Origin of the sequence: Anabaenopsis tanganyikae CS-531, assembly GCF_029891675.1 — a bacterium.
Classification (GTDB): domain Bacteria; phylum Cyanobacteriota; class Cyanobacteriia; order Cyanobacteriales; family Nostocaceae; genus Anabaenopsis; species Anabaenopsis arnoldii.
This window is the reverse complement of the sequence record NZ_JANQDF010000030.1, coordinates 25,015-38,776: the sequence shown is the minus strand read 5'-3', so window position 1 is coordinate 38,776 and position 13,762 is coordinate 25,015. Positions and strand designations below refer to the sequence as shown.

The 13,762-nt window shown below is 41.1% G+C and carries 9 protein-coding genes and 2 pseudogenes; 2 read left to right on the top strand and 9 right to left on the bottom strand.

Going from position 1 to position 13,762, the window contains the following annotated elements; genetic code table 11:
• Positions 1-13: 13 nt before the first annotated feature.
• The 5 genes and pseudogenes from nifN to NWP22_RS03000 all read right to left on the bottom strand — a co-directional run.
• Positions 14-1,342, bottom strand: coding sequence for a nitrogenase iron-molybdenum cofactor biosynthesis protein NifN (gene nifN, locus NWP22_RS03020; protein ID WP_280801500.1), 1,329 nt, complete (start codon positions 1,340-1,342; stop codon positions 14-16).
• A gap of 134 nt (positions 1,343-1,476) precedes the next feature.
• Positions 1,477-2,856, bottom strand: coding sequence for a nitrogenase iron-molybdenum cofactor biosynthesis protein NifE (nifE, locus tag NWP22_RS03015; RefSeq protein WP_271731995.1), 1,380 nt, complete (start codon positions 2,854-2,856; stop codon positions 1,477-1,479).
• A 174-nt stretch (positions 2,857-3,030) separates the two neighbouring features.
• Entirely contained in the window at positions 3,031-3,360 is a 330-nt protein-coding gene (locus NWP22_RS03010; RefSeq protein WP_271731997.1) for a Mo-dependent nitrogenase C-terminal domain-containing protein, read from the bottom strand.
• A 137-nt stretch (positions 3,361-3,497) separates the two neighbouring features.
• Entirely contained in the window at positions 3,498-5,033 is a 1,536-nt protein-coding gene (nifK, locus tag NWP22_RS03005) for a nitrogenase molybdenum-iron protein subunit beta (protein ID WP_271731999.1), read from the bottom strand.
• A gap of 203 nt (positions 5,034-5,236) precedes the next feature.
• Positions 5,237-5,395 (bottom strand): annotated as a pseudogene (locus NWP22_RS03000) (nitrogenase molybdenum-iron protein alpha chain); the annotation flags it as partial.
• A gap of 109 nt (positions 5,396-5,504) precedes the next feature.
• Between NWP22_RS03000 and NWP22_RS02995 the strand changes: the two are divergent.
• Positions 5,505-6,926, top strand: a complete 1,422-nt coding sequence (locus tag NWP22_RS02995; RefSeq protein ID WP_280801498.1) for a site-specific integrase — start codon at positions 5,505-5,507, stop codon at positions 6,924-6,926.
• Between the two features lie 303 nt (positions 6,927-7,229).
• Here the strand turns inward: NWP22_RS02995 and nifD are convergent, their stop codons facing one another.
• Positions 7,230-8,612, bottom strand: a complete 1,383-nt coding sequence (gene nifD, locus NWP22_RS02990) for a nitrogenase molybdenum-iron protein alpha chain (RefSeq protein ID WP_271732003.1) — start codon at positions 8,610-8,612, stop codon at positions 7,230-7,232.
• A gap of 125 nt (positions 8,613-8,737) precedes the next feature.
• Positions 8,738-9,199, bottom strand: a pseudogene (gene nifH, locus NWP22_RS02985) (nitrogenase reductase); the annotation flags it as partial.
• Between the two features lie 110 nt (positions 9,200-9,309).
• Here nifH and NWP22_RS02980 point away from each other — a divergent pair.
• Entirely contained in the window at positions 9,310-10,713 is a 1,404-nt protein-coding gene (locus tag NWP22_RS02980) for an integrase (protein WP_280801497.1), read from the top strand.
• Positions 10,714-10,811: 98 nt separating this feature from the next.
• Here NWP22_RS02980 and NWP22_RS02975 read toward each other — a convergent pair whose 3' ends face one another.
• Positions 10,812-11,126, bottom strand: a complete 315-nt coding sequence (locus NWP22_RS02975; RefSeq protein ID WP_280801496.1) for a type ISP restriction/modification enzyme — start codon at positions 11,124-11,126, stop codon at positions 10,812-10,814.
• 40 nt (positions 11,127-11,166) lie between these two features.
• A complete protein-coding gene (locus NWP22_RS02970) occupies positions 11,167-13,710 on the bottom strand; it encodes a DNA methyltransferase (RefSeq protein WP_280801495.1) in 2,544 nt (847 codons plus the stop codon).
• Positions 13,711-13,762: the final 52 nt, after the last annotated feature.

Genomic DNA, 13,762 nt, shown 5'->3' with positions numbered 1-13,762 from the left:
AAGTAATTGATTCTTAATCCCCATTCCCTAAGTTCCATAAGTGTTTAACTCTCTCTTCTTCAGCCTCTAAAAATAGATTACCAATGCCAAATAACAGCTCTATAGTGCCTCGGTAGCCCACTTTAGTAAAGTATCCATTACCCAAGCGGTCGTAAATGGGAATACCTAGACGATAGAGAGGAACTGAGAGACGTTTCGCGATCGCACCTAGATTAGAATTTCCAATCAATAAATCAGAACCCAGGGCTAATTGCTCAAAATCATCTAAATCGCCGATGGTGACACTTTTTACCGGGAGTTTTTCCAACAGCGGCGATCGCGTCGTAGTCACCGCCCCATGAATTTGACTTCCCATGGATTGCAGAAAGTTAACCATTGACCATAACAAATCCGGTTCTAACGCCAAAGACACTCGCTTGGCACTAAAGTAAAAATGACTATCTAACATCGCATCTTGTAACTGGCGACGTTGACGGCGGTATTTTTCCGGTACGGGATTGCTACTGAGAATAGATAATGCTTGCAGGAACTCATCTACCGGTTCCAATCCCGTCAGTTCACCAAACACCTCGTAGGGGATATTAAACCGCTCCTCCAGGATTTTAGCCGCCGGTCGCATACTCTCGCCCAAAGCGATGGTAAAGGCTGAACTACCTACATCTCGTAGTTGTTTTAAGGTAGTACCACTAGCTGTAATAGCAGTATAACCATCTTCTAAATGACCATCAAGAGAAGCCCCCAGGTCAGGAACAAAGATTGGCACTAAGCCAAAGGCTGTTACCATCTCTTTAATTTCCTGTATATCCCCCGGTGTAAACGCAGAACCTGCCAAAATAGTAACTTGTTCAGTTCTGATACCACCAGCTTGGGGGATTTCCCTGACTATACTTTCCACAGCCGCCCCAAATCCATCTTGCAACGCCCCCTTAAAGTCTGGGGTAGTAGCATATACAATGGGCAGATAATTTAGGGACTGATGGCGATCGCGGATTTCCTTGAGAAACCGCTCTAGCTCATCTCCTCTAGTTTCCGTCAGTCCTGTACTACATAAACCAATAATTTCGGGACTGACCTTCTCCACCAAAGTGAGAATTGCTTGTTCCACATTCTCCTCACCACCCAAGATAGTAGTAACTTCGGTCATGGCTGTAGTGGCTAGGGGAATAGCTTCCCGAAAATGCCGTACAAGCACAACTTTAGCGAAGGCAGTACAACCTTGGGAACCGTGAAATAAAGGAATCATCCCCTTCAAGCCCAAAAAAGCTAAAGATGCACCTAAAGCTTGGCTTTGTTTCAGGGGATTAACTGTAAGTGGTTTATGAGGAAGATTAACAATCGCCATGGCATTTATACTTATTCGTTGGTCTATTGGAGATCCCGGAGTTCTGGTGTAGATGCTCAAGAGTCTGGAGTTGATGAAACAAGTCTGGGATCTGAAACTGCTAGTCGTTGGTCATGAGCCTACAACCCTTCCCCTCATCTCTCAGACTCTTCCCAAGGGGCGGGTTTACGTATTTGTTCCCAAATAGGGCTATACAGAGCCTCATATAATTCCCGTGCCATCTCCACCATACCCACATAACCAGCATAGGGATGGTGGCGTTCTTGGTTGATATCCAGGAAAGGAATCCGGGCTTTTAACGCCGTGTATTGATTACGACCCCCGGCGATCAACATATCAGCGCCGGTGTCCTTCACCAGCTTTAACAATTCCTTAGCGTTACCCTTCTCCATCATGATGCCATCATTACCAATCAACCTCTTGATCCGGGCTTTATCTTCCTCAGTACTTTTTCTAGTACTAGTAGCAACGACTTCTATACCCAAGTCCTTAGCTGCGGAGATAATCGACCAACTCTTGACACCACCGGTATATAATACAACCCGCTTACCTTGAAGTCGAGCGCGATAGGGAGCCAAAGCCAAATCAAGAGCTGCAGTTTCTTGGGCAATTAACTTTTCTGTGCGCTCCTGCAAATCAGCATCGCCCAATTGCGCCGCAATATTTCGCAGACAGCGATTCATATCATCAATGCCATAGAAAGACTCTTCAATGTAAGGAATGTTGTAACGTTCCTCCATCTTTCTAGCCATATTCAGCAACGCACGGGAACAGATCATCACATTGAGCTTGGCCCGGTGGGCGTAACGAACCTCGTCATAGCGAGCATCACCCGTTATTTTAGATAAAACACGAATGCCTAACTTTTCCAGCAGTGGTGTGACTCCCCACATTTCCCCGGCAATATTATACTCACCGATCAAGTTAATATCATAAGGTGTAGTTGTTTCCGGTTCTGCCGTACCAACTACATATTCCAGCAAAGCCTCACCACCAAAGCGGTTACCCAGGTTCTTACTACCAATGAACCCCGGAGCAATCACAGGAATCACAGGGGTACCAGTTTTCTCAGCCGCAGCCTTGCAAACAGCATCTATATCATCGCCAATCAAAGCAGTGACACAAGTAGCGTAGACAAAAATGGCTGGGGGATTGTAGCGTTCTTTAAGTTGCAGAATCGCCTGATAGAGCTTCTTTTCACCCCCGAAAATCACATCATTCTCACTCAAATCGGTAGTAAAACCCATCTTGTAGAGTTGGGGACCAGAGGAAAGACTACCACGACTACCCCAAGAATTACCAGCACAGGCAATAGGCCCATGGACCAAATGAGCCGCATCAGTGATTGGCACCAAAGCAATCATTGCACCATCAAAAGCGCAACCTCCTTGAGCCGCACCGGGCTGGGCTTGTTGGGTACAAGACTTATTTTTCTTCTCACCCTGTTTGTGCTGATTGTGTTCACATCCCGACTCACTCAGCAGCTCATTAATTTTGCCTTGGGTAATTTTCATGTCTCTTCTCTTGCTAGATCGACGTGTTAAATAGTAACTAATAGACTGCTTGCAAAACTCCTCTCCCGACCACATTCACACCGGATAAACCATTAATAATAATCTGTGTTCATCTGTGGAATACTTATCATAAAATGTACTTTTGCAAGAGCATTAAAAAATCAATATCACTGCCTAACAAATATACTTGGTGACATCTTCCCCACGTTCATCAGCCAGAAAAGATAAAGCCCGAAAACGCATAGCCACCAACTCATCATATACAGGATTGAGTTTACACAAAGCCGGAATATGGAAAGTCCGACCGAATAAATTAACATTACGCTCAAAAGGACAACAGCAAGGAATGACCTGGCAGATTATATGAGCAAGATGATAATTTCTCACTTCAATCCCATCTATTAAACCACGCAGAGGATTGAAGATTTTCTGAAACCAACCAGACTTTTGATAGTTAGGTGGATGGTAATGATGATCAGAGTGAGTATGATGTATAGTTTCCATAATAGATACCTCCATTAAAGATGTAATTTGCTAGAAAAAGGTAAGTAGTGGCTCTAGGGGCGCTGGGGATGAGTATCACCCTTTTTGCCCCTAGCCCTTACTCCCCTTCCTTACCTTTGATTAGCACTCTGCAATTCTTAGCGAATCAAGTCGTAAGAAATATCTGTTTTAGAAGGAATATTGGTGTTGCGATCGATTTCTTCAAAGATTGTATTGACAATCCAGTTGAGCAAGTTGATCACACCTTGATAACCGATAGTGCTGTAGCGGTGTAAGTGGTGGCGGTCCATGATAGGATAACCAATTCTTACCAGGGGAACCTTACAATCACGCCACAGGTACTTACCATAGGAGTTACCAATCAGCAAGTCTACAGGTTCAGTGAACAGTAAAGAACGCATATGCCATAGGTCTTTACCACCCCAGATGGTTGCGCCTTGACCAAAAGGACTAGAATCTAGTAGAGCTTGAAGTTCTTTTTCAAACACATCATTGGAGTTGTGAACCAAGATATGCACAGGTTCAGCACCCATTTCTAACATGAAACCAACTACGCTGTATACCAAGTCTGGCTCACCGTAGATAGCGAAGCGCTTACCGTGTAACCAAGCGTGGGAGTCGGTCATGGCATCAACTGCGCGACCGCGTTCGATTTCCAACTCTTGGGGAATGGGCTTACCGCTCAATTCACTGAGTTTCATCAAGAACTCGTCAGTAGCCTTAATACCCCAAGGACGGGAAACTACAACTTCTTGCTTCCATTCTTTTTCAATGTACTCACGGGTCTTAACTGTGGAGTGCGCTTGCAGAAACACTGTAGCCTTAGCGTTGATGGAGTCTGCGGCATCTTCCAACTTAGTACCACCGGGATACATATCGAATTCACCTGTGTTGGGTGAATCCAGGTAGTCACTGTTATCAGCTAGAATGGTGTAGTCAAAACCGAATAAACCTGCAATACGCTTGATTTCACGGTTGTTGCCTACGTAGGTGTCAAAACCTGGGATAAAGTTGATTTTGCCATTGCTGGTAGCTTTCTTCTGACCTGCGGTGAGGTTAGAAAGAATACCCTTCATCATGTTGTCGTAACCAGTGATGTGGGAACCAACAAAGCTAGGTGTGTGAGCATAAGGGACTGGGAAATTCTTAGGAACTGAACCAGCATCCTTAGCGTTGTTGATGAACGCTTGTAAGTCATCACCAATAACCTCAGCCATACAGGTGGTGCAAACAGCAATCATCTTGGGCTTGTAGAGTTGGTAAGAGTTAGCCAACCCATCAATCATGTTCTGCATACCACCGAATACCGCTGCGTCTTCAGTCATGGAAGAAGACACACCAGAGAATGGCTCTTTGTAGTGACGGGTTAAGTGGGTACGGAAGTATGCAACGCAACCTTGAGAACCTTGTACAAAGGGTAAAGTGCCTTCAAAACCCACAGCAGCAAAAATTGCACCTAAAGGTTGGCAACCTTTAGCAGGGTTGATGGTTAATGCTTCACGAGCAAAGTTCTTTTCGCGATATTCCCAACCCTTGGTCCATTCTGCAACCCGTTCGATTTCTTCGGGGCTGTGACCGTTTTCAAATTCCTTCTTGTTTTGGAAGAGTTGTTTGTACTCTGGTTGGTGAAATAACTCAACGTGGTCTTGAATTTTATCTGGATTCTGAGGCATTTGCTGGTTCTCCAAGCTTACATGATTCGTTAGTAATTGGGAAATTTGACCGGAATTTAAGGATGGGGGTGGGAATGTCACTCAAAATTCAGAATGCAAAAATCAAAATTAACTTTTAACTTTTGAATTTTGAACTTTGAATTCCCAACTCCTCCCCTGGGGCTAAGACCCCAGGCCATCCCTATTTATCCTTTTCCACTGATTTAGGCGGTAGCTTTGGCTTTAGCTTTAGCGTCAGCCTTTTTGCTCCAGGGAGCGCCAATTAGTCCCCAGGTTGGGCTATTGAGTGCCAAATCCATATCGCGAGCGAAGATAGCGAAGCCATCATAACCGTGATAAGGACCGGAGTATTTCTTTTTATGGTTTAATAGCTCTAAATGTCTTAATGTTTGTGGTAAGCAATGGTAGTGATAAACATTGTTTGCTGATAACACATTTATTTTTAGGCTAAATATAGGCTAAACCATAGCGATGCATCATCAGGGTAAAGACAAGTATCAAGAAGCTTTTACAGACTTAGAACCATTTCCATCTACTGACGGCAGTTTTCTCGGCTCCAGTCTGCAAGCACAACAGCAAAGAGAACACATGAGAACAAAAGTATTAGTAGAGTTAGAACAAGTAAATCTGCGCTTGAAATCTGCAAAGGCGAAGGTAACGGTGAGAGAATCAAATGGAAGTCTGCAATTACGGGCGACCTTACCAATTAAACCTGGGGATCAGGACACAAGAGGGACTGGAAAAAAACAATATAATCTCAGCTTGAATATTCCGGCTAACTTGGATGGACTGAAAACGGCTGAGGAAGAAGCTTATGAATTAGGTAAGTTAATCGCTAGAAAAACCTTTGAGTGGAATGATAAATATTTAGGTAATGAGGCAATTAAACAAGAATTTAAAACTATAGGTGAGTTATTAGCACAGTTTGAGGAGGAGTATTTTAAAACTCACAAACGCACTACCAAAAGTGAACATACTTTTTTTTATTATTTTTCCCGAACTAAGCGGGTTACTAATTTAGAGGATTTAGCAACACCTGAAAATTTAATTAGTGCAATTACAAAAATAGATAAGGAATGGGCAAGATATAATGCTACCAGAGCTATATCTGCATTTTGCCAAACTTTTAAAATTGAAATAGATTTATCTCCATATTCTAAAATCCCGGAGAATAATTCCCGGAATATACCGACGGATGCTGAAATAGTGGCGGGAATTATTAAGTTTGAATCTTACTTAAATCACAGGGGTAATCAAGTTAATCAAAATGTCAAAAATAGCTGGCAACTTTGGCGGTGGATTTATGGTATGTTGGCGGTGTTTGGGTTGCGCCCGCGGGAGTTATTTATTAATCCTGATATTGATTGGTGGTTAAGTCCAGAAAATATAGATTTTACTTGGAAAGTTCATAAAGATTGTAAAACTGGGGAAAGACAAGCATTACCATTACATCAACAATGGATTTGGGAGTTTGATTTGAGAAATCCTGTATATTTAGAGATGTTGGCAACTGCGATTAGTAAGAAAAATCAGAATAGTCATGCGGAAATAACGGCATTAACTCAACGAGTTAGTTGGTGGTTTCGGAAAATTGGGTTAGATTTTAAGCCTTATGATTTACGTCACGCTTGGGCGATTCGGGCGCATATTTTAGGGATACCAATTAAAGCCGCTGCGGATAATTTAGGTCATAGTGTGCAAGTGCATACACAAACTTATCAGCGTTGGTTCTCTCTGGATATGCGGAAGTTGGCGATTAATCAGGCTTTGAGTAGGAGGAATGAGGTTGAGTTAATGCGGGAGGAGAATGAAAGATTGAGGTTAGAGAATGAAAGATTGAGGTCGGAAAATGCAGGGTTAAGGTTGGTTGAGCAAATAATCAACACTCGATGACTTACAAAAGCGATCGCAAGCTGGTATGGCGATCGCCGTTTTGATAGTCTGTTGATGCGATCGCACTCTTAGCCAATCAAATCAAAATTTTAGTCTAAAAGAAATACATGAAAAAATGTTTATCATTTGACAAATTTACCAATCAGGAAAATTTAACAATTACCCGAATACATATAAATTAAGATATTGAATATTGACTGTCAGCAATAATCAATGTTATTGTAGAACATAATTAATTGAATTTAGGCTAAAAATTAACTTATATTAAATCTATAATTGCATCACCCTAATTTAACGCAGCTTTCAAGCAGCGTGACCAGGTTCGGAGTAATCCCAAGAGTGCATTTGACGGAAAGGTAGACCCATCTTTTGGAAGACGTACTTCTCTTTCACACCGGAAGCAATTAAGTCTGGTTTAAGAGCCTTAACAAACTCCTCAAACTCGTAAGCAGTTACGTCGTCGTAAACGATGGTGCCATTTTCGATGTAGTGAGTGGTACGTTTGTAGTCGTCGTTATGAGCGAACTCATAACCAGTACCAATCATTTTCATACCCAAGTCTTGGAAAGCTGGGACAACGTGGCGAGGACGCAGACCACCAACCATCATGGCGACAGTCTTACCTTCCAAACGGGGGCGATACTTGTTAACGATCGCATCCATGGTAGGCTGATACTTAGCGATCACCTTCTCAGCGTTTTCTTGGATCTTGGAGTCAAACTTAGAGGCAATTTCCCGTAAGGACTCAGCAATCTTGGTAGGACCAAAGAAGTTGTATTCTAACCAGGGAATACCATATTTCTCTTCCATGTGACGGCTGATGTAGTTCATCGAGCGGTAACAGTGGATGAGGTTCATCTTGACGTTGGGGGTCATCAACATTTCGTTGATGGTACCATCACCAGACCACTGAGCAACTACACGCAAGCCGATTTCTTCTAGTAAGATCCGGCTAGCCCAAGCATCACCACCGATGTTGTAGTCACCGATAATGGCTACGTCATAGGGGGTAGATTCAAAGTTAAGTGTACCGTCAGCCTTAGCTTTGTCAGCTCTGGGGAATACCCAGTCACGAATCATGTCGTTAGCGATGTGGTGACCCAAGGACTGGGAAACACCGCGGAAACCTTCGCAACGTACAGGAACAACAGGCTTATCAATCTCTTTTGCTGCTTTTTTCGCTACAGCTTCGATGTCATCCCCAATTAGACCGATGGGACATTCAGACTGAATAGAAACACCACGGTTTAGAGGGAATAATTCTTCCAACTCTTGGATTAATTTCAGTAGTTTTTTGTCACCACCGAAAACGATATCCCGTTCTTGGAAGTCAGAGGTAAAGTGCATAGTACCAAAGGTATCAACACCTGTAGTACCAATGTAGTAGTTACGACGACCAGACCAAGACCAGTAACCGCAACCTACAGGACCGTGGCTGATGTGGATCATGTCCTTAATAGGACCCCAAACCACACCCTTAGAACCTGCATAAGCACAACCACGGGCGGTCATTACACCAGGAAGAGATTTGATGTTAGACTTAACGCCGCAATCGCTCTTACCTTCTTCAAATACGTTTAAGTGCTTTTCGCGTTTTTTCTTAGCTTTATCAGGGTAAGCTTCTAGAACTTCTTTAATAAGTTCTTTTCTTTCTTCGACAATCTTGTTGTTTTCTGGAGGTGTCATTTTAGCCTCTCAAGTTAGTAAGGATCTGGGGATAAGGTAGATGGAATTCCCCTAAAGGATAAGGGGAAGGTCAAAGGTAAAAGGTCAGAGATAATTCTTACCTTTTCCTTTTTCCCTGTGTATTATTACTTAGCTGCTGCTTTATCTGCTGCTAACAGTTTTTCTGCTTCTTCGTCGCTTTCGAGAATACCGAACTCGATCAACAGTGCTTCTAATTCATCCATCTCGATAGGAGTGGGGATGGTGAGGTTTTTGTTGTTGATGATCTTCTTAGCTAATTCACGGTATTCATGAGCTTGATTGCTGTCAGGTGCATACTCGTTAACTGTCATCCGACGCAATTCAGCGTGTTGAACGATGTTGTCGCGGGGTACGAAGTGAATCATCTGGGTGTTCAAACGTGCAGCCAGAGTTTCAATCAATTCGATTTCGCGGTCAACCTTACGGCTGTTACAAATCAAACCACCTAAGCGCACACCGCCGGTGTGAGCATATTTAAGAACACCACGAGCGATGTTGTTAGCAGCATACATCGCCATCATTTCACCGGAGGTAACGATGTAGATTTCTTGTGCTTTACCTTCACGATCAAGAGCGGTAATATTATCCTTATAGGCTGTAAATGTTCATTTTTAACAATGTTTGCTGTCATCATTGTCAATGATGAACAGTTTTTTTATCAGGGTAAATCTAGGGTATGAACAGAACACAGGAAGCATTTGCCGATTTTCACCAAACAGCCAGGAGCGATGGGGGATATATAGGTAGAATGCAAGCAGTTACAAATCAAGAAAATCACCTGATAGCAAAACTAGAAACGGAATTAAAAGCCGTAAATAATAGACTCAAAGCTGCTAGGGTGAATGTTTCCGTCAGAAAATCTGGTAAGTCACTACAACTGAGAAGCACCCTACCCATTAAACCAGGAGATTTTGACAAAAACGGTATAGGAACAAAGCAATATGATATTTCTTTGGGTATTCCCTTTAATTTTGATGGCTTACGGACTGCAGAAGAAGAAGCCTATGAGCTAGGAAAGTTAATAGCCAGAAAACAGTTTCAATGGACTGAAAAATACTTAGGTAAAACTCGCAATAAAGTTACCAACAAAACTATTGGTGATTTAATTGCAGATTTCGAGGTGAATTATTTTCAAACTAGAAAACGTAACCTGAAAAGTGAAAATACATTTAGTAGCTATTTTTATATTGCTCAAAAACACCTACCCAAAGAAAAATTAGCAATAGATATTAACTTTATTACAGCTGTAAAACTTTGTAATTCTTCAGATAGTGTGAAAAATGAGCTAATTAAAGTTATTCGGGTGCTGTGTAAATCTTCTGGTTTAGAAGTCCCAGAACTGAGTAATTTAAAAATCAAACCTACTGCTCAACGTCAGCGTGATATACCCAGGGATGTAGATATAGAGCAAGAATATCTCAAGTTTGAAACCTACTCAATCAACCGCCCTAGTAAATTACTCACTAGGGAAGATAGGAATAATTGGAAACTATGGCGCTGGGTATACGGAATGTTAGCCACCTATGGATTAAGACCTAGGGAAATTTTTGTTAATCCTGATTTAGATTGGTGGTTATCTTCAGATAATATCATTAATACTTGGCGAGTAAATCAAGAGTGTAAAACCGGTGAAAGGGAAGCTTTACCATTATATCCCCAGTGGGTAGAAACCTTTAATTTAAAGACTGACACAGAGGCTATTGAATTATTAAAAGCCAAAATTCACGGTAAAGTTACCAATAAACAAATTAACTCTGCTCGTCATGGTACGGACAGATGGTTTAGATTTGTGGGTATTCCTTTTCAACCTTATGATTTACGCCACGCTTGGGCGATTCGCGCCCATTTAATGGGGATTCCTATTAAAGCTGCTGCTGATAATTTGGGTCATTCCGTAAATATGCACACATCTATTTATCAAAGGTGGTTTAGTTTAGAAAATCGCAAGGTGGCTATTGCACAAGCTATTAATAAAAAGTCGCAGATGGAAGAGTTGCAAGATATGATTTTTCAGTTGCAACAGGAAAATGAACGGTTGAGATTTGAAAATGAACGCTTGCGTTTACGGTTGAATGTCTAGGTTTAACAGGTGAGGTTAATTAGATGGTTGGAGAAAATAAATTTATTTTAAATTTAAAATAAATTTTAGGGTGTGTTGTCGCCCAGCACACCTCATGCTTAATCATTTGGTAAACCTAAATCTGGTAATTCTTCTACAATCTTCACGGTTTCTAAACTAACGGTAATGACTTGTTTAACTAACCTGACTATATACTGCTCATCATCAAGGCGGTTGGGATCATTGGTAATTCCGCTGAGTTTATCTGTCTTAACTTGATATTGGTCTATAATCCAATCCAGGGCGGAACGGTTACCCAGACGGTAGTTAAAGACTTCTGGGGGTATACCGGTTAGGGTGAGAAAATCATTATATTTGATTTGGGTTTTATCTTTGGATAGGCGCATTTTTTCCACAAGCCAATAAGAGTTCACAACTTAATAGTAAGCAGCATTGGTTTTTGAAGAAAAAACTTTAATCTTCTTCAAATTCACCGTCGAAATCAGTCAGTGATGCCTCTTCTGTTTCAATTTTATCAATTTCTTCATCAATCATTCCTAGTTCCTTCTTAGCAAATACACGCCGCGCCCGTTTATCTAAGATTTTGATAATGTTAGTTTTATCTCGCTTGATAGATTCAATATCTTCTTTTTGAATTAGCACCATATAGTAACGAGACACTTCCATCATCCGATAGGCATACTGAAAAGCATCTCTGGTAAACTCCCCAGTAGTTACAATCATAACCACATCAGCCCCAGTTACAAAAGTCATACCAACTTCTTTAGCTAGCACCTCAACATCTACCCGCTTTGTATTTTTGCATTGAATTTGCCAACGGTGATAAACAAAGCGGTCTGATGCAGCTAATACATCTACTTCACCTTGGCCTGTTTCATAATCCCTTTTACGCCACTTAGTAAAACGTAGGCTAGTTAGACGAATCATCCAGATTGCAAGTAATTCTAGGGCTTTACCCTTAATATGCTTATCAGGATGCTCTAAGTCTTGGATAACATCATCAAAGCTACGATTTAGTTCAGTTTGTGATATTTCTGTCATGTCTGCCATTGATTCTAGCAGTTTAGACAGTAATTCTTTCTGTGCTTTCTGAGTGAGCTTGACAAGATTGGGTTTAGCACCCCGTCCCCCTGTTGTTTTTTCGGTTTCAATTAATCCTGTATTTACGAGAGGTTGAATAATATCTTTCACAAATGACTTGGAAGGAAATCTTACTTTATAAACGCTGATACAATATTTAACAATATCATTCCATTTCGTTAATTCTGTAATACTCATCTGAAGCATTGCCAGCAGAAAATACTTTTGTTCTGATGTGAGTGTATAAAGTTCATCAATATAATCCTTATCAAGTTCCAAAATATCATATACTTGATCCCAGTTAATTTGATATTGTCTTTCAAATACCCCAGCTTCTTGTAACCATTGCCTCATCGTGCTGACATATATGGCATTGGGAGATATAGAATAACCCATCTCTTGTAATTCATAACCAATTAAATCCAGCTTTGGTTGATCACCTCTACTATTGATTGCCTCAACTGCTGTTAAAAGTGACATTCCAGTTAAATTTGTTAGAATATGGCGGGCAAAAATTCTTGCTACTTCTTGGGGATTGTCACGATTTTCTAAAATCTCATTAGCGAGGTCTGATACTTGATACTGCCAATCATCATCTCCAATTGACTCAACTAATTTATAAGCACGTAGAGAGAGAAATGTATTCATAGCTAGTTTACTACGATTATCTTCTTGCTGAGAGTTATTTTCTCTTGAGTGATTAGAGTAGTATGTTCTTGCAATTTCCTCCTGTAGGGCACGACGGTTTGGCTGATAAGATTTACATAGTTGAATCAAATCAGTTAATTTCATTGTTTTTGGTTCAAACTGATGCCCATAAGTAAATTTAAGTGTTTTGTCTGCCATTTTGATATTTTGTGAGTCAAATATGTCTAATTGATATGGAGTATTTTTATCAGTTTTTGCAGAAATATTAACAACATCAGATGCTAATTTTAAAGCTTTGGCTTTGAGTGCTTTTTTATCTACAAGTGGAGTAACAACCAATGGAGCATCAATTTCAAATCGGAACTGCGATGTTTGAATATAATTTTCATCAAGTTCAAATGCTAACCACCGCCGATCTAGTGTTTCCGCAACGCGGCCTGTAGTATTTGATCCCGCAAATGGATCTAAAACTAAATCACCTGGTTTTGTGCACAGTCCAATTACAAACTCAGGTAAAGCTTGAGGAAAGCGGGCGGGGTGAGGTTTAATACCTTCTTCTTTACACCGCCTTTGATAGTAATCATTCGATGCTGTATTAGAAGCTGAAATGACATTTACAGGTTGTAGCATGTCATTTTCTAAAATCCAATTAAACTCACCTAACACTGGTTGACCAATCAATCCAGATGAACCAAATTCGGAATCAATAATGATATTTGGGGGAATTGCGCCACCACGGTCATTTTTAAATTTCTTGGAAATATCATGGCCAGATGGGCGCAGTTTTGCTTCATACCCATTTTTTAATAGGTTTTTCATAGCATCACTATAAGGGCGTAAAACCCGCTTATTATTTGCTTGAGGATGGGTATCTTTCGACAGCCACCAAACAGTATTTACAGCATCTTTCACCCGTTCTCTACGTACTGTCACCCACTCAGCAGGAGTAGGAAGTTTTGCAGGGTTGTACCAAAAAAGCTCCTGAGCTAGATGAAAACCTAATCCGCCCTGGGATTTTGGTTTGCATAATTCTACAACTAGCTCAAAATGATAAAGTGATCGCACTGGTACTCCCTTATGCCAAGTACCACCAATATCTATCACCAGCGAGCCTTGAGGCTTGAGAACACGGTAAAATTGACTGGCAAAGGTCTTAAACCATTTAATGTATTCATGAGCATCTACATTACCATACTCTTTTTTACGCACTAGAGCAAAGGGAGGGGAAGTACAAATTAAGTCAATACACTCATCAGGTAACTCTCGCATCAGGTCTAGGCTGTTACCTAAGTAAGCAGCACCTAAATGAGTAAAATAGTAT